This is a genomic window from Actinoplanes aureus, assembly GCF_015704865.1.
GTDB lineage: Bacteria > Actinomycetota > Actinomycetes > Mycobacteriales > Micromonosporaceae > Actinoplanes > Actinoplanes aureus.
This window is the reverse complement of record NZ_JADQTO010000001.1, coordinates 131,531-153,218: the sequence shown is the minus strand read 5'-3', so window position 1 is coordinate 153,218 and position 21,688 is coordinate 131,531. Positions and strand designations below refer to the sequence as shown.

Below are 21,688 nucleotides of genomic sequence, written 5' to 3'. Positions count from 1 at the left end.
TCAGAAGGTCTGGATCGTGGCGATCCGCTCCTCCAGCTGCTCGATCGTGGCCTGTGCGCTCGGCGGGCCGCCGCACAGCCGGCGCAGCTCCGCGTGGATCTTCCCGTGCGGGAGGTTCGTCCGGTGGTGGTGTGCCGCCACCAGAGTGTTCAGCTGCCGGCGCAGGGTGGCGCGCCGCTCGCCGGCGCTCATCGTCACGACCGGCTCCCGCTGCGCGGGCACCTCGGTCTTCGCCTGCTCCTGCTGCTGCCGTTTCTGGGCCGCCATCTGCTCCGTCTGGCGCTTGTTCAGCAGGGTGGTCACCTGGTCCGGGGTGAGCAGGCCGGGCAGGCCCAGATAGTCCGCCTCCTCGGCGGAGCCGGTGCGCGCGGCCATCCCGAACGAGGTGCCGTCGTAGATGACCTGATCCAGCTCGGCGACGGCGGAGAGCGCCTCGAACTTCTTGTCCAGGTCACCGAGCGCGTCTTCGGCCTTCTGCGCGCGCTCCAGCAGCGAGTCCTCCAGCCCGTCCTTCTCCTTCGGCGCGCCCAGCACGTGGTTGCGCTGCGCCTCCATCTCGCTGGCCAGCCCGAGCAGATGCGGGACGCTGGGCAGGAACACCGTCGCCGTCTCACCCTCCCGGCGGGCCCGGACGAACCGGCCGATCGCCTGAGCGAAGTAGAGCGGGGTGGAGGCGCTGGTGGCGTAGACGCCGACGGCCAGCCGGGGGATGTCGACGCCCTCCGACACCATCCGGACCGCGACCATCCAGCGCTGCTCCGAGTTCGCGAACTCGGCGATCCGGCCGGAGGCGCCCTCGTCGTCGGAGAGGACCACGGTGGCCGGCTCGCCGGTGAGGTCGCGCAGGAGTTTCGCGTACGCCCGGGCGGCCGTCTGGTCGCTCGCGATGACCAGGCCGCCCGCGTCCGGCATGCCGTGCTCGCGGATCTTGGTGAGGCGGGCGTCGGCGGCACGCATGACCTGGGGCATCCACTCGCCCCGGTGGTCCAGGGCGGTCCGCCACGCCTGGGCGATCAGGTCCTTGGTCATCGGCTCGCCCAGCCGGGCGGCCAGCTCGTCACCGGCGTTGGTCCGCCATCGGGTCTCCCCCGAGTACGCCATGAAGAGCACCGGGCGCACGACGCCGTCCCGCAGCGCGTCGGCGTAGCCGTAGACCGAGTCCGCCCTCGACCGCTGTACGCCGTCCTGGCCGCGCTCGTAGGCCACGAACGGGATCGGGTTCTCGTCGGAGCGGAACGGCGTACCGGTGAGCAGCAGGCGGCGTACGGCGGGCTCGAAGGCGTCCTTGACCCCGTCACCCCAGGTACGTGAATCGCCGGCGTGGTGGATCTCGTCCAGGATCACGAAGGTCCGCCGGGTGATGGTCCGCCGCTTGTGCACCGCGGGCGCCATGCCGACCTGCGCGTAGGTGAGAACCGCGCCGTGGAAGTCCCGTGACGAGTGCACGTCGGAGTTGCGGAACTTGGGGTCGAGCTGGATGCCGACCCGGGCCGCGGCGTGCGCCCACTGGGTCTTGAGGTGCTCGGTGGGGCAGACCACGGTCACCGCGTCACAGGTGCCGTCGGCGATCATCTCGGCCGCGATCCGCAGCGCGAACGTGGTCTTGCCGGCGCCGGGTGTCGCCACCGCCATGAAGTCCTCGGAACGGCGACGCAGGTACGTCACCATCGCCTTGCGCTGCCAGTCCCGCAGCGGCGGGAAGATCTCCAGGTTCGGCACAGGCGGGCTCAAGCTCCGGTGATCCCTTCGTCCATGGAAAAGCCTCCGCGATGTCGGGGCGCGGAGGCGGCACCCAGCATAGCCGCGGCCGGGTGCGAAACGGGGGCTACGGTGCCGCCACCGGCGCCGACCAGCGGCGGTAGAGCGCGATAAGGCGTACCCCGGTCATCAGGGCCGCGGCGCTGACCAGCGGAACCAGGCCGGTGAAGCCCAGTTTGTGGGAGAGGGTGACAAGAACCGCACCGCCCAGGGCGATCACCGCGTAGATCTCGCGTCGCAGCACCACCGGGATCTCCCCGGTGAGCAGGTCGCGGGCAACCCCGCCGCCGATCGCGGTGAGCATGCCCAGCAGGCAGGCGCCGACCGCCGGCACGCCGGCGTCGAGAGCCTTCAGCGTGCCCGTCGCGGTGAACAGTCCGAGCCCGGCGGCGTCCAGGAGTAGCACCGTACGGCGGACCCGGTTCAGCGTCGGATGCAGCCAGAAGACCGCGACCGAGGCGATGACGGCGGTCACCGCGTACCGCCAGTCGCCGAACGCCAGCGGCGGCACCGCGCCGATCGCCAGGTCACGCAAAATGCCGCCACCGAGCGCCGCCACGAAGCCGACGAACGCCACCCCGAACAGGTCGAGGCGTTTCACGACGCCGGCCGAGGCGCCCGAGGCGGCGAACACCGCCACGCCGATCAGGTCCGCGACGAGCAGTGGATATCCGCCCGTCACGCGCCGATCAGACCTTCATGGCTTCGTAGATCTCCTTGCACTGCGGGCAGACCGGGGAGCCCGGCTTCGGGGTCTTGGTCACCGGGAACTTCTCACCGCAGAGCGCGACCACGAAGGTGCCCATGACCGCGCTCTCCGCGATCTTCTCCTTGCGAACGTAGTGGAACATCTCCGGACCGGTGTCGGCATCCTTGGTTTCCGGACGCTCCAGGATCTGGGTGCTCACGTTATCTACCCTTCAGGAAGTTTTCAGTGGTGAGGCGAGGCTCCAGCCCACAAGTCTGACAGCTCACGCCTGGTCGGTCCAACGACAACGCGGCCGGTGAGAGCCGTACGGTAGCGGGCGTGACTGACTTCGCGATTCGATACGGCGAGCACGTGACCCGCGCCCGCCGGGACGGCCGTCCGGTGGTGGCCCTGGAGAGCACGATCATCTCGCACGGCCTGCCGCACCCCGACAACCTGCGGGTGGCCCGGGAGATCGAACAGACCGTACGGGACAACGGAGCCGTCCCCGCCACCATCGGCATGATCCGCGGAGAGGTGGTCGTCGGGCTGGACGACGCACAGGTCGAGCACCTCGCGCTCGCCGGTGACGTGGCCAAGCTCTCGGTCCGTGACCTCGCGATCGCCGCGGCCCGGCGCGCCGACGGTGCCACCACGGTCGCCGCCACCAGCGCGATCGCGGCCGCCGCGGGCATCGGGGTGTTCGCCACCGGCGGGCTGGGCGGTGTGCATCGCGAGGCGAACGTCACCTTCGACGAGTCGGCCGACCTGACCGCGCTGGCCGGTACGCCGATCGTCGTCGTCTGCGCAGGGGTCAAGTCGATCCTCGACGTGGGCGCCACCCTGGAGCGGCTGGAGACCCTCGGGGTGTCGGTGGCCGGTTACCGGACCCGGCGCTTCCCCGGCTTCTTCATCACCGACGGCGGCTTCGACGTCGACTGGCAGCTGGACTCGCCTGAGCAGGTGGCCGACTTCATCCGGGCCCGGAGCGAGCAGGGCGTGAGCGAGGGCGCCCTGGTGCTGGCGAACCCGCTACCCACCGAGGAGCAGCTCGACCCGGAGCTGCACGACCGGACGCTGGCGACCGGGCTGAACCTGCTGGCCGAGCAGAACATCACCGGCAAGGCGGTCACCCCGTTCCTGCTGTCGCACTTCCACTCCAGCACCGAGGGGAAGAGTCTGGAGGTCAACATCCGGATCATCCTGCGCAACTCGGCGCTGGCGGCCCGGATCGCGGCGGCCACCACCTCCGGCTCGGCGGCGCCGGTGGGGTTCGCGGTCCCCGCGTGACGCCGGTGCCCGCGATGATCGTCGTCGGGGACCTGGTGACCGACGTTCTGGTCGAGCAGAACGGTCCGATCCAGGTCGGATCGGACACCGACGCGGCGATCCGGGTCGGCGGCGGAGGCCAGGCCGCGAACACCGCAGCCTGGCTCGCCCACGCCCGGCAGGAGGTGACGCTGATCGCGGCGATCGGCGACGACGTCGCCGGCCGGGAACGCGTTGCCGAACTGGAGGAGGCGGGCGTGCACTGCGCGGTGCGCGTCCACCCGGGCACCGCCACCGGCAGCGTGGTGGTGCTCACCGGTCCGGCCGAGCGCACCATGATCACGGATCGGGGCGCCTCCCAGCTGCTCGATCCGGAGCACGTCACCGCGGTGGTCGCGGGCGCACCGCCCGGCAGCCACCTGCACCTGTCCGGCTATCCGCTGCTGCACGCCGGTTCCCGGGCGGCCGGCCTCGCGGCCCTGGCGGCCGCGGCCGGACGAGGACTCACGGTGAGCGTCGACGCGGCCTCGGCGGCCCCGTTGCGCGCCGTTGGTGCGGCGGCCTTCCTGGATTGGGTACGCGACGCCGACCTGCTCCTGTGCAACCAGGACGAGGCCGACGTGCTCGCCGGTCCGGGCACCGCGACGGACCAGGCGGCCCGGATGACGGCCCACGCGCGCAACGTGGTGGTGAAGCAGGGGGCGGCCGGCGCCTTCTGGTGCGGGCGGGACGGCGTCGCGGTGTCGGGGGCGGCGTCGCGCGTACCGATGAAAGATCCGACCGGGGCGGGTGACGCCTTCGCCGCCGGCCTGCTCGCCGCATGGTTTTCCGGTGCCGGGCCGGAAGCGGCGCTCGCCGCCGGCGCCGCACTGGGCGCGGCCGCCGTTGCCCGGATCGGAGCCCGCCCGGGTCACTCACCCGTTCACTGAGGGCGGCGGCGGGCCTCGGCCGGGTCGTCGACCACCTCGGAATCGATGGTGATGAACTCGGGCTCGGGGGTGTCGTGCCGGCCCAGCGCGCGCTGCACGTCCTCGCGCGCCGCCCGGTCAGCGGCGCGCTCCTCCTTGCTCTTGGGCGGGCGGTCGTTGGCGATCAGCACGGCCATCCAGGGCAGCAGGACCATCCCGAGCGCGCAGAGGGCCAGCCAGAGTGGCAGCAGTGGCACCTTCGCACTGATCAGGACCGCGCCGAGGATCAGGCAGCCGGCCCGGACACTCATCATCGTGACGTAGCGGATCTGCCTGCTGCGAAGCTGATCGTCCTGGCTGCGTGCGGCGTTGGTGATCAACACCGGGCGCTCCGGCTGCTTCTTCACGCGAAGTCTCCGATCGACCCAGCCATCCTTGCACCGTCCGGGTCGTTCTGCCCACCGGCCCGGCTACTGAGCGCCCTTGGCCGCCGCCTTCTTCTGCTGCTTGAACTCGCGCACCTTCTGCAGCGACGCGGCGTCGACCACGTCGGCCACCGACCGGTAGCCGTCCAGCGCGTAGTCCCCGGCGACCGTCTCCCAGCCCTCCGGGCGGACCCCGAGCTGCTTGGCCAGCAGCGCCACGAAGATCTGCGCCTTCTGCTTGCCGAAGCCGGGCAGCTCCTGGACCCGCTTGAGCAGTTCCTTACCGGTCGCCGCCTCGGACCACAGCCGCGTCACGTCGCCGCCGTACCGGGAGTCGACGAGCGCGGCGAGCTCCTGCAACCGGGCCGCCATCGAACCGGGGAACCGGTGGATCGCCGGTGGCCGGCTGCACAGCTCCTTGAACGCCTCGGGCTCGGCGGCGGCGATGGCGGCCGGGTCGAGCGTGCCGAACCGGCTCAGCACCTTCCAGCCGCCACGGAACGCGTGCTCCATCCCGTACTGCTGGTCCAGCATCATGCCGACCAGCACGGCGAACGGGTATTGATCGAGGACCTTGTCAGCCTCTGGCTCGTTGGCGATCTGGAAGCCCATGGCTGAATGTTCCCACGCCTGGCTGTGCGGGAGACCCTCCGGTCCCGGCTTCGGCCTGCCGGAAACCGTCCGACCGAGCTCGGTTAGCGTCGCCTGATGCGAGCACTGGTACAGACCGTCAGCCGAGCGAGCGTACGGGTCGACGACGAGGTCGTCGGCGAGGTCAAGGACGGCCTGCTGGTCCTGGTCGGCGTGACCCACGACGACACGCCGGCGCTGGCCGCCGAACTGGCCCGCAAGACGTGGGAGCTGCGCATCCTCGACGGGGACCGGTCCGCCTCGGACGAGGACGCGCCGGTGCTGGTGGTCAGTCAGTTCACCCTGTACGGCGACGCGCGCAAGGGCCGCCGCCCCACCTGGAACGCGGCCGCCCCGGCCGAGGTCGCCGAGCCGCTGGTGACCGAGTTCGTCAACGCACTGCGGGCCCGGGGAGCGACCGTGGCGACCGGCCGCTTCCGGGCCCATATGCTCGTCGAAAGCGTGAACGTCGGACCGCGGACGGTCCTGTTGGAGCTCTAGAACAGACCGCGCCGCTGCGCGGACTGCCGCAGCCACTGGTCCAGCCGGGCGGTCCAGTCGATCTGGTCCACGGTGGCGTAGTCCACGTCGAAGCTGCCGAAAGCGTCGTGGCCCTCGGTGAACAGACCACCCCGCTTGTCCAGCTCCAGCACGACCTGAAGCTTGCGCGGCGTGGGCAGGAAGGTCAGCTCCAGCTGGTTGATGCCACGCGCGTACGCCGCCGGCGGGTAGAACTCGATCTCCTGGTAGAACGGGAGCTCCTGCTCGACCCCGTAGACCCGGCCCTTCTCCACGTCGGCCTTGCTGAACCGGAAGCCGAGACGCAGCAGCGCCTCCAGGATCCGCTCCTGAGCCGGCAGCGGATGCACTGCCACCGCGTCCAGGTCCGACTTGTCGACGGCGCGGGCGACCTCGAGCTCGGTGGTCAGACCCATCGTCATGCCGTGCAGATGCTGACCGTTCAACACGGTCACCGGCGTCTGCCATGGCACGTCGAACCGGAACGGCACGTCGTGGCGCACACCCGGCTCCAACCGGAAGGAACCGGTCAGGCGCTGCCGGTGGAACTCCTGGTTCGACTGGTACTCGCTGTCCCCGCTCTCCACCTCGACCCGCGTGGTCAGACCGATCGCCAGATATTCCACGTCGACGGCGTGGTCACCGCCGACGATGTGCACCTGGCCCTCCAGGAAACCACCGGGGTACGTGTTCGGGTTCGCCAGCACGGTATCCACCGACGGCCCACCCACACCCAGCGCCTGCATCATGCGTTTGAAGACCACGAGACCAATCCCTTCCTCGGGAAAGCACATTATCGAGACACGGCAACCGCGCAGAGTGATCAAGCGCCCGGTTGTCGACTTGGCGACGTCAGGGTTCTCCCCCATTCATGCCACCTGGACGCTGGCCTCACCTCCGCTTAACGCGCCGCAGACGAAGCTAGCCATCACCGGCACGGATGCGGCTGGTACGCACGAGACGTTATCGCGGGGAGGGGACTCAAAGTGGTCCTGAACATGAAGGCGTCGGAGTCCATCATCGTCGAGGACAGCATGACCGACGAAGTCGAGACGCTCGCCGACCTGGACGCCACTGACGAACGCGGTGTCTCGGCCGATCTGGTTCGCGCCTACCTCAACGGAATCGGCCGGACCCGCCTGCTCACCGCCGTCGAAGAGGTCACCCTCTCGAAGCGCATCGAGGCAGGCCTGTACGCCGAGGAGAAGCTCCCGGCAGCCGCCGCCGACATGGCCCCCCTGCTGCACATCATCGCCGCCGAGGGCAAGGCCGCGAAGAATCACCTGCTCGAGGCGAACCTGCGCCTCGTGGTCAGCATCGCGAAGCGCTACACCGGTCGCGGCATGGCGTTCCTGGACCTGATCCAGGAGGGCAACCTCGGCCTGATCCGCGCGGTCGAGAAGTTCGACTACACCAAGGGCTACAAGTTCTCCACGTACGCCACCTGGTGGATCCGGCAGGCCATCACCCGCGCCATGGCCGACCAGGCCCGCACCATCCGCATCCCGGTGCACATGGTCGAGCAGGTCAACCGGATGGTGCGCAGCCGCCGTGACCTGGCCGCCACGCTCGGCCGGGAACCCAGCATCGCCGAGATCGCCAAGGCGATGGACGTGCCGGAGTTCCAGGTCATCGAGCTGATCTCGTACGACCGGGAGCCGGTCAGCCTGGACCAGGCGGTCGGCGAGGACGGCGAGAGCGCCCTCGGTGACTTCGTCGCCGCGGTCGACCCGAACCAGCCCGGCGAGGCCGTCGGTCAGGGCGAGCTCCGCAGCGAGGTGGAAATCGTACTGGCCACCCTCTCCGAGCGGGAGTCGGCGGTGATCCGCCTCCGCTTCGGCCTCGACGACGGCCGGCAGCGCACGCTGGACGAGGTGGGCCGCGAGTTCGGCCTCAGCCGCGAGCGCATCCGCCAGATCGAGAAGGTCACCATGCTGAAGCTGCGTGACCCGGAGCGGGCCTCCCGCCTCGAGGCGTACGCGGTCTGAGCTCAGACGCTGCGCAACCGCCGTGGGCCGGTGTCCGGACGGACACCGGCATCGCCGAACTCGGCGACGGCGTGCAGCACCGAGAAGCCGTCCGGGCGGGCCAGCACCGGGTTCAGGGTGAGTGAGCGGACCCGCGGATGCTCGTCCGCCAGCCGCCCGACCCGCAGCAGCAGATCGATGAGCGCGGCCCGGTCCACCGGCGTGGACCCGCGATAGCCGTGCAGCAGCGGCGCCGCCCGCGGCTCGTCCACCAGTGCCTCGGCCGCCCGGTCGGTCAACGGGGCGGCCCGCCAGGCCAGGTCGCCGAGCAGCTCGCTGGCCACTCCGCCGAGGCCGAACCCCACGACCGGGCCGAACGCCGGATCCTCGACCACCTCGATCACGCAGGCCACGCCGGGCGGCACCATGGTCTGGACCAGGACATCCGTCCCGAACTCGGCGGAAAGTTCGCGGTACGCCGCGCGTACGCCATCGGGGTCGGCAAGAGTGAGGCGCACCGCGCCGAGGTCGATCCGGTGCCGCAACCCACCGCCTGCCGCCTTGAGCGCGACCGGATAGCCCAGCTCGGCCGCTGCGGCCACCGCCGCGTCCTCGGAGCCGGTCAGGGTCGACGGCACGACCGGGATCCCGTAAGCGGCGAGCAGGTCGGTCGCGGTTTCCGCGGCCTCGGCCGCGGCGGTGTCCAGGTCCGGCAGAGCCGGCATGACGCCCGGCGGCCGGCGCAGCCAGTCCGCGTAGTTGACCACCCGGGCCAGGGCTCGCACCGCCTCCTCCACCGACGGGTAGACCGGCACCCGCGGCGGCACCTGACCGAAGACCAGCGTCGCGACGGTCGGCTTCTCCCCGGCCAGCGCCACGCTCGCCAGCGCCGCGGCGAAGTCGGCGTCCTCATCGGAGAGCTGGCCGGGCACCGGCGGGGCACAAACCGCCACCAGCGCGTCCACCCGCTCGTCGACCGCCGCGTCGGCCAGCGCGTCGGCGAGGTCGTGCGCGGTCGCGCCGGGACCCGCGTCGTGCGGATAGCCCTCGGCAACCACCAGCCCGGCGGCGCGGCAGGCGCCCACGGCCAGTTCGGCCAGCGCGGACGAGTTGCCGACCACGGCCACCCGGCGCCCGGCCGGCAGCGGCTGGTGGGCCAGCAGCATGCCGACGTCGAAGAGCTCCTGGACGGTGTCGACGCGAATGACGCCGGAACGGGCGAACAGGGCGGTTACCGCGTTCGCGTCCGGGCCGGGCAGATCACCGGCCAGACCGGGCGGGCGGGTGGCCGAGGCGACCGCCACCACCGGCTTGATCCGGCTCATCCGGCGGGCCAGGCGCGCGAACTTGCGGGGATTACCGAAGGTTTCCAGATAGAGCAAGACGACGTCGGTGCCGGGATCGTCCTGCCAGTACTGCAACAGGTCGTTGCCGGAGACGTCGGCCCGGTTGCCGGCCGACACGAAGCTGGACAGGCCCAGACCTCGACGGTCGGCCTCGGCCAGCAACGCCACGCCCAGCGCGCCGCTCTGGCTGAAGAAGCCCACCCGGCCGGCGATCGGCAGGCGCGGGGACATGGTGGCGTTCAGGCGTACGCCCGGGTCGGTGTTGGCGATCCCGAAGCTGTTCGGGCCGACCACGCGCAGGCCGACCGCGCGCGCCCGCTCGATCAGGCCGCGCTGCTGGGCGGCGCCCTCCGCGCCGGCCTCGGCGAAGCCGGTGGAGACCACCACCACGCCGCTGGCGCCGGCCCGGGCGGCGTCCGCGCCGGCCTCCGGCACAGCCGCGGCGGGCACAGCGATCAGGGCCAGGTCGATCGGGACTTCAGCGTCGGCGGCGGTCCGGTACGCGGTGAGCCCGGCAACCCGGTCAGCGGTGGGGTGGACCGGCACGACGGCACCGGTGTAGCCGCCGTCCCGCAGGTTGCCCAGCATGGCGGCACCGATGCCGTGACCGGTCGCGCTGGCGCCGTAGATGGCAATCCCGCGCGGGGCCAGCAGACGGGCGATCGACCGGGCCTCGGTGAGATGCTCGCGGGACTCCTGCACCTCCCGGGACTTCTCGGTGGGCGCGATCGGGAAGCTCAGGTGGACGACGCCGTCCGCGTACCGGCGCTGCACCTGGTAGCCGGAGTCGCCGAAGACGCGCAGCATGCCGCTGTTCTCCGGGAGCACCTCGGCGACGAACCGGGTGATGCCGTGCTCCCGGGCCGCCTCGGCCAGATGCTCCAGCAGTACCGAGCCGATGCCCCGGCCCTGGAGGGCGTCCTCGACCACGAAGGCGACCTCCGCCTCCGGCGAGCCGGGGCCGAGGCGCTCGTACCGCCCGACCGAGGTGATCTTGCCGTCGGCGACGGTGACGAAGGCCTCCCGGTCCCGGTGGTCCACGTTGACGAAGCGCTGCAGGTCACGCTCCGGGATCCGCGGGTACGGCGAGAAGTAGCGCAGGTAGCGGGTGCGATCGCTCATCCGGGAGTGGAAGTCCACGATGGCCGGCGCGTCCTCGGGCCGGATCTGCCGCAGGTGCGCGGCGGATCCGTCGGCCAGCAGAACGTCTGCGCTGCGCTCCATCGCTCAGTCCCGGGGGTCGTGCGGGTCGAGACCGTGCAGCGGGAAGACCGCTGTGCGGGTGGCCAGGATGGCCCGGTCGACCGGATCGGTTCCGCCCGGCGACCACTGCTGGATCGGCGGCTCGATCCCGTCGGTCATCGTCTCCGGGATCTCGGCGCCGGGCCGACGTTGCGCCGCGAGGGCCCGCCATCCGGGCGGGGTAGGCGTCTGCGGCGCCAGCGGCTCGCCGGTGGCCACCGCGAGCAGGTGCGTCCAGGCCCGGGGCACGACCTCGACCAGGGCGTACCCGCCGCCGCCGGTGGCCACCCAGCGCCCGTCGCAGACCTCGTCGGCCAGCTCGCGGATCGCGATGTAGGTGGCCCGCTGCCCGTCCACGGAGAGCCGCAGATCGGCGAGCGGATCGAGCCGGTGCGCGTCGGCGCCGCACTGGCTGATGATGATCTCCGGAGCGAAGGCCCGGACCACCGACGGCACGACCGCGTGGAAGGCCCGTAGCCAGCCGGCGTCGTCGGTGTTCGGCGGCAGCGGCACGTTCACCGCGGTGCCCTCCGCGTTCGGACCACCCACCTCGTCGGCGAACCCGGTGCCCGGAAAGAGCGCCAGCGGCGTCTCGTGCAGACTCACGGTCAGCACCCGCGGGTCGTCGTAGAAGACGCACTGCACGCCGTCGCCGTGGTGCACGTCGACGTCGAGGTACGCGATCCGCTGGGCACCCTGTTCCAGCAGCCAGGCGATCGCCACCGCCGGATCGTTGTAGACGCAGAACCCGGCGGCCCGGGCCGGCATGGCGTGATGCAGGCCGCCGGCCACGTTCACCGCACGCCGGGCGGACCCGCGCCAGACCGCCTGGGCCGCGGCGAGGGTGGCACCACAGATCCGCGCCGCGGAGTCGTGCATGCGGTCGAAGACGGGATTGTCCGGAGTGTTCAGACCCCAGCCGGTGAAGAAGGGATCAATCGGCGCCAGGCGCACGGCGTCCAGGTAGTCGGGACGGTGCACCCGGGTGAGATCGGTATCACTGGCCGGCCGAGGCGTGATCATCTGGACGTGTGGACGGTCGAGAACACCCAGCTCACGGGCGAGCGCCATGGTCAGCTCGACCCGCACCGGGTTGAGCGGATGATCACCCATGTCGTAGTCGAGCAGAGCGCTGTCCCAGACCACTGCCGTCGTCTCATCGGCCATGCTCGACATGCTGCCATGCGGCACCGTCCCCCGGCTGGGACGACGTGTCGTTAGCACGTGTGTTCCGTGGTCAGGTAGGGTCTCTTGGCACTTGCTCGGGGCGGATGTCAACCCCCCGCCGCGCGGTATTATCGCTGCTGGGAGGACCGCATCGTGAATTGTCTCGTCGATACCGCTGCATGTGTCGGCGCCCCGCGCCTCGTCCAGGAGGTCAGCGCATGAAGGCGTCGCTGCACAAACATGATCTCGTCGACACCACCGAGATGTATCTGAAGACCATCCTCGAGCTCGAGGAAGAGGGTGTTCCGGCGCTCCGCGCCCGGATCGCCGAGCGCCTGCACCAGAGCGGTCCCACGGTAAGCCAGACCGTCGCCCGGATGGAACGCGACGGGCTCCTCACCGTCGAGGGTGACCGCCACCTGGTCCTGACCGAGCTGGGCCGCAACACCGCGATCGGCGTCATGCGCAAACACCGCCTCGCCGAGCTGCTGCTCGTCAACGTCATCGGGATGCCCTACGAGGAGGCCCACGAGGAGGCCTGCCGGTGGGAGCACGTGATGAGCGACGCGGTGGAGAAGCGGGTCTACGAGCTGCTCAACAAGCCGACCCGCTCGCCGTACGGCAACCCGATCCCGGGACTCGAGCAGCTCGGCGCACCGGATGAGACCGCCGCTGCCCTCGACCTCGGTGAACGCAACCTGGCCTTCCCCGGCCTGTCCGGTGACGTGGTCGTCCGGCGGATCTGCGAGAGCGTGCAGACCAACGCCGACGTGCTGCGCCAGCTGCACGCCGCCGGCATCGATCCGGGTACCACGGTGACCGTCGCCCAGGAACGGGACGGGGTGACCATCGACCGGTCCGGCGACAAGATCCGCCTGCCGCGCGAGGTGGCGTCCCGGGTGTTCGTCGCGGCTCGCTAGCCCACGGTGGTGTTCATGGCCTTCGCCAGGTCGAACAGCTTCGTGTTCATGTCCTTGACCGCGGCGGCGTTGGCCCCCTTGGCGAAGGTGAAGCGCAGCGTCTGCAACTGCTTCGCCTCGCTCAGCCAGCCGATCTCGACCGTGGGGCCGTGCCCGGCCGTGGCCTTGGTGTTCAGCCGATAGGCGGCCTTGCCCAGACCCTTGAGCTTGGTCGCCTTCGGCGGCATGCGCTCGGAGGCGAACAGGGTGGCGTCCGCCTTCGTCGTCTCGACCACGGAGAGTGACAGGTCGGGCCACGGGGCGCTCACCGTCTGCACCACACAGGTCGAGGTGTCGTCGATCTGGTCGGAGGCGGCGACGGAGAACCGGATGCCGACTCTCTCCTCGATGAACTTCCAGTCCCACAGGATGCAGGCGCCGCCCGCCGAGGCGGCCGGCGGCTCGACGACCTTGACCGGGGGCACTGGCGGGCTGGACTCGGCGGGCTTGCTGCAGCCCGGCACGGCCAGCAACACGGCGGCGCCCAGCACGGCGAAACGCGTACGCACTCGTGATCCTCCCCGGTACCGGGCACACCGTACTGGCCGCGCGGCCCGAGCGGAAGAGGCCGCATTGATGTACGCGCAGTGATATTGGGCGGCTACTGCGCGTACTCCCACATCGCGCATTTTTGGGTACGCGTCAGCGTCTGTCCTCGCCGAGCCGGACCGTCCCCGCCCGCCCCCGCGATCACCTGCCCGCTCCTGGCCGCAGCGCGACCGCCGGGCATATGCGGTGGCTGCCGTGGCTCTGAATCGCTTGACGCGCGGTGTCAAGTGGCGGAAGGATGGGGGCGTGGGTGGGAACGGTGGGCTGAGGGAGCAACTGCTTCGGCTGCTCGACGTCCGCCTGCTCGACCCCCTCGAGATTCTGCTCGAGGATGATCGATCCGTCGGTGAGGTGCGGGAGCGGCTGCGGCTGCGGGTCGCCGACTGGGCCGACACGATCGAGAACGGCAGCGAGTCGGCCGCCGTCCGGACGATCGTGCGGCTCATCGCCACCCTCTACCCCGATGATCACGCGTTCGCGCCGCCGGTCGACTGGTGGCGGGCCCCGCTCGGGCAGGCCGTGGTCCGCCGGATCGGGCATCCCTACGCCGAGTCCGTGTCGCTTGCCACGGCCGGGGCGATGCTGGGCATCAGCCGGCAGGGAGTGCACGACCTGGTGCGCCGGGGTCGCCTCCCCCGCCATGCGGACGGTGGCGTGCCGGTGGTCGCCGTCCGGGAACGACTCTTGCGTACGCCTCCGACCGAGGAGCCCAAATGATCAACGATCGCCTCATCGACGCCGGCGACCTGCCACTCGCCGTCCGCGACTTCGGCGGCACCGAGCCGCCGCTCCTGCTCCTGCACGGTGCCGGCGGCAACCTCGCGCACATGACCACGCTGGCGCGCGCCCTGCGGCCGCGACATCGCGTCGTCACCGTCGACCTGCGGGGACACGGCCGCTCCGGTGACGGCACCTGGACGTGGGACGCCGCCCTCGGCGACCTGGCCGCCGTCTGTGTCCAACTCGAGCTCGAGCGACCAGCGGTCGTCGGCCACTCACTCGGCGGCATGCTGGCCGCCCTGTGGGGCCAGCGCCATCCCGAGTCGTGGGGCGTGGTCAACCTCGACGGCAACCCACCACCGACCCGCGCTGAGCATCTCCCCGGCCTCGACCCGGACAAGGCGGCGGCCGAGCTGGGCCGGCTGCACACGGTCTTCGACGCCATGGAGGCCGCCGCGGGCCAGGTGATCGAGGCGACCAAGCTCCCGGACCTGGTGGAGCGGCAACAGATGGCGGCGCGGGACATGGGCGCCAACGAAAAGGTGTGGATCGAAGGCTTCCGGCGCAACCTGGTGCACCAGAACGGGGAGACCTCGATCCGCCCCTCGGCCGCGACCACAGCCCAGCTACGCGCCCTCATGAACGGCCTGGACCTCACCCCGGTGTACGCCGCGACGACCTGCCCCCAGCTCGTCGTCCTGCCCACCCGCAACCTTCCCGAGCAGGAGCCTTTCGCCGAGCTGTACGAAGCACACCGCCGCTACCTGGTCGAGCAGGCGAAGTCCCTGCCGAACCTGCGCTACCTCTCCCTGGCCGACGCCTCGCACGCCATGGTCATCGAACAGCCGGCTCTGCTCGCCTCAATCATCGGCGACTTCCTGTCCGAACACCGCTGACCACTCAAACCGAGGCGCTCGCCGGGATTGACGCACCGGAGGCCGCCGGGCTGAAGCCGCGCAGGCGCACCTGCCGACCGGACGGATAACGGCCGTCGGCGTCGGGCTGGCTGGCGCCGCCGCGATGCCGCCCACCGCGCAGACGGCGGGCAGCGGGACCGGCACGCCGCCACCCGTATGCCGAGCCCTCGCCGGGTCAACGACGACCGCTTCCGGGCGGCGGATCCGATGGCGCCGCGAGCAACGCCGCTCGCCACGCAGGCGAGGGCGCGATTCAGCACGCGGACGCCGCCGCATGGCGCAAACCCTGGCAGGCGCCCAGCAACCACCTGCGGCAGGCAGGGTGCGTGCGATCGCGAGCTACCCCGCCTGGCGGGCGGACAGCGGGCGCTGGCCGGCGGGCGCGTTGGAGGCCGGGGTTGTGGTGGCCGTGCGTGGTCGGCGCGCATGACCCGGCAGGCGCGTTGGAGGCCGGGGTCGCGGTGGCCCGCGCGGGGTCGCCGCGCACGGCCCGGCAGGCGCGTTGAGGGCCCCGGGGTTGCGGTAGCCGTGCGCGGGCGGCGCGCACGACCCGGCAGGCGAGTTGAGGGCCCGGGGTTGCGGTGACCGCGCGCGATCGGCGCACATGACCCGGCAGGCGCGTTGGAGGCCGGGGTTGCGGTAGCCAGGCGGGGGCGGCGTGCATGGCCCGGCGGGCGCGTTGGGGGCGTGCGTTGTGCTTGGTCGCGGGGTAGCGGTGGGAGGTGTGGGTTGGGGTCGGGGACGGCCGTTGGGCGTACCGGAAAGGGGGTTGTCTCAGCGGGAGGGGGAATGCGGCAAGGGTTTGGCTGCATGGGAGGCCGCCAGGCCGATGGTCAGGGCGGCCAGTACGCAGAGGAGGGAGTTCAGGATGCCGAAATGCTCGGCGGCGAAGCCGATGAGCGGAGGGCCGGCGAGGAAGGCGCCGTAGCCGACGGAGCCGGCGACTGACACGCGGATGGCCGCGCGGGCCGGGTCGTCGGCGGCGGCGCTCATGCCGATGGGAAAGCCGAGGGAAGCGCCTACGCCCCAGAGGAGGGCGCCCAGCAGGGCCATCGGCACGGTGTTGCCGGTCACTACCAGCAGCAGGCCGGCGGCGGCGGTTGCGGCGGTGAGGCGGAGGACCGGGACTCGGCCCCAGCGTTCGATGGCGTGGCCGCCGAAGAGGCGGGCCAGGGTCATGGCGGTGACGAAGACGCCGAAGCCGATGGCGCCTACGGTTTCGCTGCTTCCGTAGCCGTCGACGAGGCTGATTGCCAGCCAGTCGTTCGCGGTGCCCTCGGTGAAGCCGAAGCCGAGCATCACCAGGCCGATGAGGAGGGTCCGCGGTTCGCGCCAGGCCTCGCCGATGGTCATCGCGCGGCGGGCGCCCGGCTCGGGGGCGGTGTGCGGCAGGAAACGCCGCACCATGATGGTCATGATCGCGGCGGTCAGCGCGGCGGAGAGGTAGAGCTGTGCCCAGAGCGGCAGGCCGGTGGCTGCCGCGCCGGCGCCGGTGGCCGCACCGGCGACGGTGCCCAGGCTGAAGCCGGCATGAAAGCGGGGCATCAGCGTACGGTTCAGACGGCGTTCTACGTCGGCGCCTTCGACGTTCATGGCGACGTCCCACGTGCTCGTGGCTATGCCGGCGAAGAGAAGGCCGGCGCCGGCGATGATCGGGGAGCCGAGCAGCGTGCCGGTGGCGACCAGGACCAGGCCGGATACCAGTGACAGGCAGCTGAACAGGACCGTGCGGGACGGGCCGAGACGCTGGACGATCGGGCCGGCGAGCGGGATCGCAGCGACCGCCGAGCCGGACATGCAGAGCAGCAGCAGGCCGAAGCCGGCGGCGGAGATGTCCAGGGCGTCCCGGGCGGCGGGTGCCCGGGACAGCCAGCCGGCGTAGGCGAACCCGTTCATCGCGAACGCTACGGCGACGGCGACCTTGGCGGAATTGAGGCGGGCGAAGTCGACGTCGAGGCTGGCCACACCTCAACTTACACGTTAAAGCAGAGCCGGTCACCGGCCGCCGACCGGCCACACCCGACAATGGGCCGGCGGCATCGCCTGTACGCGACAGGAAGGGAGAGCGAGATGAGCCGGCCCGAGGAACTGCAAGCAGAAGCGCGTTCGGTGCTCGCGCTGCTGGAGCCTTTGGGACCGCTGACACCCACCGGCAGCTTCGTCTCCGGCCTGATGGTCTGGCGCGACCTCGACGTGATGCTGCTGGGCGGCCCGGAGTACGCGCCCGGCGACGTCGTGGCCCTCCTCGGCCGCGCCGTCACGATCCCCGGCGTCACCGCGTTCGACTACACCGACGAGCGGGGCAGCCGGTCACCGACCGGTGAGAAGCGCGACGAACGGTTCCACGTGACGCTGACCCTGGACGAGTGGCGGGTCGACCTGTCGATCTGGCTGCACGACGACCACGCCAACGTCACCGAATGGCACCGCGAGCTCGCCGGACGCCTGACCGACGAGGAACGGCAGGCGATCCTCGCCATCAAGACCATCTGGCACCAGCGGCCGGAGTACCCGGACGAGATCAGCGGCTTCGACATCTACACGGCGGTGCTGGAGCACGGAGTGCGTACCGCGGTGGAGTTCGGGGTCTGGCTGCGCGAGTCCCGCTGAAACGGGCGACCGCCCGGCCCTGATCGGGCCGGGCGGTCGCTTTCATCCGGTTCAGCTGCAGCCGGAGGTGGAACCGCAGCCCTCGCAGACGTAGCAGCTGCCGGCGCGGCGCATCTTGGTGCCGCAGGTGAAGCAGAGCGGCGCGTCGGCGGACTGACCGGTGACGATCTCCAGCAGCTCGGTGGACGAGCCGGCGGAGACCGGGGTCTCCTTCTCCTGGACGACCGGCGCCTTCTCCTCGGCCGGCGCGCTCGCCGCACCGACCGGAGCGGAGACCGGCGCGGACGCGGCCATGCCGGCCAGGTCCACCGCGGCGGCCTCGGCGGCCGCCTCGGCCTGCGCCTGGGCGGTGCGCTCCTTCGCGGTGAAGATGCCGAGCTCGGCCCGGGTGTCGTACGGCAGGAAGTCCAGCGCCAGGCGACGGAAGATGTAGTCCATCACCGACGACGCCATGCGCACGTCCGGGTCGTCGGTCATGCCGGCCGGCTCGAAGCGCATGTTGGTGAACTTGCTGACGAACGTCTCCAGCGGGACGCCGTACTGAAGGCCTATGGAGATCGCCACGGAGAAGGCATCCATGACGCCGGCCAGGGTGGAGCCCTGCTTCGACATCTTCAGGAAGACCTCACCGAGACCGTCGTCCGGGTAGGACGACGCGGTCAGGTAACCCTCGGCGCCACCGACCGAGAAGGACACCGTCTCCGACGGGCGCTTCTTCGGCAGGCGCTTGCGAATCGGGCGGTACTCGATGACCTTCTCGACCACCTTCTCGACCGCTTTTTCCTCAACCGCCGCGGGCTCCTCCGCCTTGTTCCTCTTCGCGGCGGAGAGCGGTTGCCCGACCTTGCAGTTGTCGCGGTAGATCGCGAGCGCCTTCAGGCCGAGCTTCCAGCCCTGGTAGTGGATCTCCTCGATCTCCTCGACGGTCGCCGTCTCCGGCATGTTGACCGTCTTGGAGATGGCGCCGGAGATGAACGGCTGCACAGCGGCCATCATCCGGACGTGGCCGATCGGCGCGATGGCCCGCTCGCCCATGGCGCAGTCGAAGACCGCGTAGTGCTCCGGCTTCAGACCGGGGGCGTCGATCACGTTGCCGTGCTCGGAGATGTGCTCGACGATCGCCTCGACCTGCTCCTCGGGGTAGCCGAGGCTGCGCAGCGCGCGCGGGACGGTCTGGTTGACGATCTGCATGGAGCCGCCGCCGACCAGCTTCTTGAACTTGACGAGTGCCAGGTCGGGCTCGATGCCGGTGGTGTCGCAGTCCATCATCAGGCCGATGGTGCCGGTCGGGGCGAGGACCGAGGCCTGCGCGTTGCGCCAGCCGTTCTTCGCACCGATCTTGTTGCCGTTCTGCCACTGCCGGGTCGCCTCTTTGACGATCTCGGTGGCGACCGGGCCCTGCGGACGGATCTCGTCGTTGGCAGCGGCGTGCTTACGCATGACGCGCTGGTGCGCCTCGGCGTTGCGGGCGTAACCGTCGTACGCGCCGACGACACCGGCCAGCTCGGCCGAGCGACGGTACGCCGTACCGGTCATCAGCGAGGTGATCGCGGCGGCGACGCCACGGCCGGCCTCCGAGTCGTACGGCAAGCCGGACGCCATCAGCAGGGCGCCGATGTTCGCGTACCCGATACCGAGCTGACGGTAGGCGCGGGTGGTGACCCCGATCTTCTCGGTCGGGAAGTCGGCGAAGCAGATCGAGATGTCCATCGCGGTGATGATGAACTCGACGCTCTTGACGAACTTCTCCACCTCGAAGCCGCCGTCGGCCTTGAGGAACTTCATCAGGTTCAGCGAGGCCAGGTTGCAGGACGAGTCGTCCAGCGACATGTACTCCGAGCACGGGTTGGACGCGGTGATCCGGCCGGTCTCGGGGTTGGTGTGCCAGTCGTTGATGGTGTCGTCGTACTGCAGACCGGGGTCGGCGCACTCCCACGCGGCCGTGGCGATGTCGCGGAACAGCTTCTTGGCATCGATGGTCTCGATGACCTCGCCGTTCAGGCGGCCGCGGAGACCGAACTCGGTGCCCTCCTCATAGGCCCGCATGAACTCGTCGCTGACCCGGACCGAGTTGTTGGCGTTCTGGTACTGCACCGAGACGATGTCGGCGCCGCCCAGGTCCATGTCGAAGCCGGCGTCCCGCAGCGCGCGGATCTTGTTCTCCTCGCGCGCCTTGGTCTGGACGAACTCCTCGATGTCCGGGTGGTCCACGTCGAGGATGACCATCTTCGCGGCACGCCGGGTGGCGCCGCCGGACTTGATGGTGCCCGCGCTGGCGTCGGCGCCGCGCATGAAGCTGACCGGGCCGCTCGCCGTGCCCCCGGACGTCAGCAGCTCCTTCGAGGAACGGATCCGGGACAGGTTCACACCCGAGCCGGAGCCGCCCTTGAAGATCAGGCCCTCTTCCTTGTACCAGTCGAGGATCGAATCCATCGAGTCGTCGACCGAGAGGATGAAGCAGGCGCTGACCTGCTGCGGCGAGGAGGTGCCGACGTTGAACCAGACCGGTGAGTTGAAGCTGAACACCTGGTGCAGCAGCATCCAGGTGAGCTCGTGGTCGAACAGCTCGGCGTCCGCCGGGGAGGCGAAGTAGCCGTGCTCCTCGCCCGCCTTCCGGTACGTCTTGACGACGCGGTCGATGAGCTGCTTGAGCGACCACTCACGCTCCGGGGTCCCCACCGCACCCCGGAAGTACTTGGTCGTGACGATGTTCGCCGCGTTCACGCTCCAGAACGCCGGGTACTCCACGCCCCGCTGCTCGAAGTTGATCGAGCCGTCCCGCCAGTTGGTCATGACGACGTCGCGGCGTTCCCACTCCACTTCGTCGTACGGGTGGACGCCCTCGGTCGTCCACACCCGCTCCACACGCAGCCCCCCGGCCGCCGCGCCGTTGCCGCCGCTGGTCCGGCTGCGCTGGCGACCTGCAGTGATGCCGTCTCCGGCCATATGAGTGTGCTCCCCCTCGTAGTACCAGCTGAATTACGGCTGCACTCAGCCGTTTAGCTTTGGTGCGCGACCGCCGGACCGCGGCGCGACGCTGTGTCGCGTCCCGGGTTCCCTGACCGTCGCCGCGTCGCGCAGTGCCGCGATCTCCTTCTCGAATTCGTCGAGTGAGTCGAACGACTTGTAGACACTGGCGAACCGGAGATATGCCACCTGGTCCAGCTCACGCAACGGCGTGAGAATCGCCAGGCCCACCTCGTGGCTGGGGATCTCGGCGGCGCCCCGGGCCCGGACGGTCTCCTCCACCCGCTGCGCGAGCAGCGCGATCGAGTCCTCGTCGACGGGACGGCCCTGACAGGCCTTCCGCACGCCGCTCATGATCTTCGTCCGGCTGAAGGGCTCGGTGACACCGCTGCGCTTGACCACCGCGAGGACCGCCTCCTCGACCGTGGTGAACCGCTTGCCGCACTCGGGGCACGAGCGCCGGCGACGGATCAGCTGACCGTCATCGGCCTCACGCGAGTCGACCACGCGCGAATCGGCGTGGCGACAGTACGGGCAACGCACCGCGACCCCTTCCGGACACCCTCGCCACGGAATCCGGGCATGCAGAAGCGCAGCTTCGCCATGGTCAGGACCGTCGCGTCGCTGTGGACTGCATGTGGATAACCGGGAGAAGGAAACCCAACCTGTGGATGACTTACATCCGTGTAACCACTAGATGTTGGGGTAGACGCTATGCCCCGGCGGACGCCGATGCAAGTTCAGCGGCGTGCCGACGCGCCGTATTTTGCACCTCACCACCAGGGGTGATGTCACGATCACGCGGAGCGCCCGCGGGCCGGGGCTCGACGCGCCGAAAGTCAGCCCTGCGAGGCGGTCGCGAAGAGCACGACACTGGCAAGAGCGGACATCAGGAAGAACAGGCTGAGCAGCACGACCCGGCCGCGCCGGGTGAGTCGCAGCGGCGGTTCGGCGTGTCGCGCACCATTGACCACCATGACGAGTTCCCCCTTCTCGGACATGCGTTCGATAGAACGTGCGTACGACGGTCTATCAGAACACAGGTAC

Annotated in this window: 21 protein-coding genes; 8 read left to right on the top strand and 13 right to left on the bottom strand. The window is 70.5% G+C overall.

What is annotated here, in order from left to right:
• The 3 genes from I4J89_RS00680 to I4J89_RS00670 all read right to left on the bottom strand — a co-directional run bounded on the left by I4J89_RS00680 (position 1) and on the right by I4J89_RS00670 (position 2,666).
• Positions 1-1,731, bottom strand: coding sequence for a DEAD/DEAH box helicase (locus tag I4J89_RS00680; RefSeq protein ID WP_196411804.1), 1,731 nt, complete (start codon positions 1,729-1,731; stop codon positions 1-3).
• Positions 1,732-1,825: 94 nt separating this feature from the next.
• Positions 1,826-2,440 (bottom strand): trimeric intracellular cation channel family protein, encoded by a 615-nt coding sequence (locus I4J89_RS00675; protein ID WP_196411803.1) that lies wholly within the window; start codon positions 2,438-2,440, stop codon positions 1,826-1,828.
• A gap of 7 nt (positions 2,441-2,447) precedes the next feature.
• Positions 2,448-2,666: a DUF3039 domain-containing protein gene (locus I4J89_RS00670; RefSeq protein WP_196411802.1), complete on the bottom strand. Its 219-nt coding sequence runs from the start codon at positions 2,664-2,666 to the stop codon at positions 2,448-2,450.
• A 119-nt stretch (positions 2,667-2,785) separates the two neighbouring features.
• Here I4J89_RS00670 and I4J89_RS00665 point away from each other — a divergent pair, with 119 nt between their 5' ends.
• Both I4J89_RS00665 and I4J89_RS00660 read left to right on the top strand, forming a co-directional pair.
• Positions 2,786-3,736: a pseudouridine-5'-phosphate glycosidase gene (locus I4J89_RS00665; RefSeq protein WP_196411801.1), complete on the top strand. Its 951-nt coding sequence runs from the start codon at positions 2,786-2,788 to the stop codon at positions 3,734-3,736.
• A 14-nt stretch (positions 3,737-3,750) separates the two neighbouring features.
• Positions 3,751-4,644 carry a carbohydrate kinase family protein gene (locus tag I4J89_RS00660; RefSeq protein ID WP_196412213.1) on the top strand — a complete coding sequence of 298 codons (894 nt, stop codon included), beginning with the start codon at positions 3,751-3,753 and terminating at the stop codon, positions 4,642-4,644.
• On the opposite strand, the gene I4J89_RS00655 is transcribed toward I4J89_RS00660, so the two are convergent.
• Together I4J89_RS00655 and I4J89_RS00650 are read right to left on the bottom strand one after the other, a co-directional pair.
• A complete protein-coding gene (locus tag I4J89_RS00655; RefSeq protein WP_196411800.1) occupies positions 4,638-5,030 on the bottom strand; it encodes a DUF3099 domain-containing protein in 393 nt (130 codons plus the stop codon). The two genes, I4J89_RS00660 and I4J89_RS00655, sit on opposite strands and share 7 nt — an antisense overlap.
• Positions 5,031-5,093: 63 nt before the next feature.
• Positions 5,094-5,660 carry an HhH-GPD-type base excision DNA repair protein gene (locus I4J89_RS00650; RefSeq protein ID WP_196411799.1) on the bottom strand — a complete coding sequence of 189 codons (567 nt, stop codon included), beginning with the start codon at positions 5,658-5,660 and terminating at the stop codon, positions 5,094-5,096.
• Between the two features lie 96 nt (positions 5,661-5,756).
• Between I4J89_RS00650 and dtd the strand changes: the two genes are divergently transcribed.
• Positions 5,757-6,179, top strand: coding sequence for a D-aminoacyl-tRNA deacylase (dtd, locus tag I4J89_RS00645; RefSeq protein ID WP_196411798.1), 423 nt, complete (start codon positions 5,757-5,759; stop codon positions 6,177-6,179).
• Here the strand turns inward: dtd and I4J89_RS00640 are convergent.
• On the bottom strand, positions 6,176-6,961 hold the full coding sequence (locus tag I4J89_RS00640; protein ID WP_196411797.1) for a sporulation protein: 786 nt from the start codon (positions 6,959-6,961) through the stop codon (positions 6,176-6,178). The two genes, dtd and I4J89_RS00640, sit on opposite strands and share 4 nt — an antisense overlap.
• Before the next feature lie 270 nt (positions 6,962-7,231).
• On the opposite strand from I4J89_RS00640, the gene sigB reads away from it, so the two are divergent.
• Positions 7,232-8,185, top strand: a complete 954-nt coding sequence (sigB, locus tag I4J89_RS00635) for an RNA polymerase sigma factor SigB (protein ID WP_196412212.1) — start codon at positions 7,232-7,234, stop codon at positions 8,183-8,185.
• 2 nt (positions 8,186-8,187) lie between these two features.
• Here the strand turns inward: sigB and I4J89_RS00630 are convergent, their stop codons facing one another.
• Complete coding sequence (locus tag I4J89_RS00630) at positions 8,188-10,734, bottom strand: bifunctional acetate--CoA ligase family protein/GNAT family N-acetyltransferase (RefSeq protein WP_196411796.1); 2,547 nt, start codon at positions 10,732-10,734, stop codon at positions 8,188-8,190.
• 3 nt (positions 10,735-10,737) lie between these two features.
• On the bottom strand, positions 10,738-11,919 hold the full coding sequence (locus I4J89_RS00625) for an acetoin utilization protein AcuC (RefSeq protein WP_196411795.1): 1,182 nt from the start codon (positions 11,917-11,919) through the stop codon (positions 10,738-10,740).
• Positions 11,920-12,137: 218 nt separating this feature from the next.
• Here I4J89_RS00625 and I4J89_RS00620 point away from each other — a divergent pair, with 218 nt between their 5' ends.
• Positions 12,138-12,839: an iron-dependent transcriptional repressor DtxR gene (locus tag I4J89_RS00620; protein WP_196411794.1), complete on the top strand. Its 702-nt coding sequence runs from the start codon at positions 12,138-12,140 to the stop codon at positions 12,837-12,839.
• On the opposite strand, the gene I4J89_RS00615 is transcribed toward I4J89_RS00620, so the two are convergent.
• Positions 12,836-13,387: a hypothetical protein gene (locus I4J89_RS00615; protein ID WP_309238126.1), complete on the bottom strand. Its 552-nt coding sequence runs from the start codon at positions 13,385-13,387 to the stop codon at positions 12,836-12,838. The genes I4J89_RS00620 and I4J89_RS00615 overlap by 4 nt on opposite strands.
• A gap of 286 nt (positions 13,388-13,673) precedes the next feature.
• On the opposite strand from I4J89_RS00615, the gene I4J89_RS00610 reads away from it, so the two are divergent.
• The gene (locus tag I4J89_RS00610; RefSeq protein WP_196411793.1) at positions 13,674-14,144 is read left to right on the top strand and encodes a hypothetical protein; all 471 of its coding nucleotides are present in this window, start codon (positions 13,674-13,676) and stop codon (positions 14,142-14,144) included.
• Complete coding sequence (locus I4J89_RS00605; RefSeq protein ID WP_196411792.1) at positions 14,141-15,043, top strand: alpha/beta fold hydrolase; 903 nt, start codon at positions 14,141-14,143, stop codon at positions 15,041-15,043. The genes I4J89_RS00610 and I4J89_RS00605 overlap by 4 nt, the downstream gene beginning before the upstream one ends.
• Positions 15,044-15,838: 795 nt before the next feature.
• Here the strand turns inward: I4J89_RS00605 and I4J89_RS00600 are convergent.
• On the bottom strand, positions 15,839-17,029 hold the full coding sequence (locus tag I4J89_RS00600) for an MFS transporter (RefSeq protein ID WP_196411791.1): 1,191 nt from the start codon (positions 17,027-17,029) through the stop codon (positions 15,839-15,841).
• 105 nt (positions 17,030-17,134) lie between these two features.
• On the opposite strand from I4J89_RS00600, the gene I4J89_RS00595 reads away from it, so the two are divergent.
• A complete protein-coding gene (locus tag I4J89_RS00595; RefSeq protein ID WP_196411790.1) occupies positions 17,135-17,674 on the top strand; it encodes a hypothetical protein in 540 nt (179 codons plus the stop codon).
• Positions 17,675-17,725: 51 nt separating this feature from the next.
• On the opposite strand, the gene I4J89_RS00590 is transcribed toward I4J89_RS00595, so the two are convergent.
• The 3 genes from I4J89_RS00590 to I4J89_RS00580 form a co-directional block, all read right to left on the bottom strand.
• Positions 17,726-20,620, bottom strand: a complete 2,895-nt coding sequence (locus I4J89_RS00590) for a vitamin B12-dependent ribonucleotide reductase (RefSeq protein ID WP_196411789.1) — start codon at positions 20,618-20,620, stop codon at positions 17,726-17,728.
• A 45-nt stretch (positions 20,621-20,665) separates the two neighbouring features.
• Positions 20,666-21,184, bottom strand: coding sequence for a transcriptional regulator NrdR (nrdR, locus tag I4J89_RS00585; RefSeq protein ID WP_196411788.1), 519 nt, complete (start codon positions 21,182-21,184; stop codon positions 20,666-20,668).
• A gap of 296 nt (positions 21,185-21,480) precedes the next feature.
• On the bottom strand, positions 21,481-21,642 hold the full coding sequence (locus I4J89_RS00580) for a hypothetical protein (protein ID WP_196411787.1): 162 nt from the start codon (positions 21,640-21,642) through the stop codon (positions 21,481-21,483).
• Between the last annotated feature and the right edge of the window lie 46 nt (positions 21,643-21,688).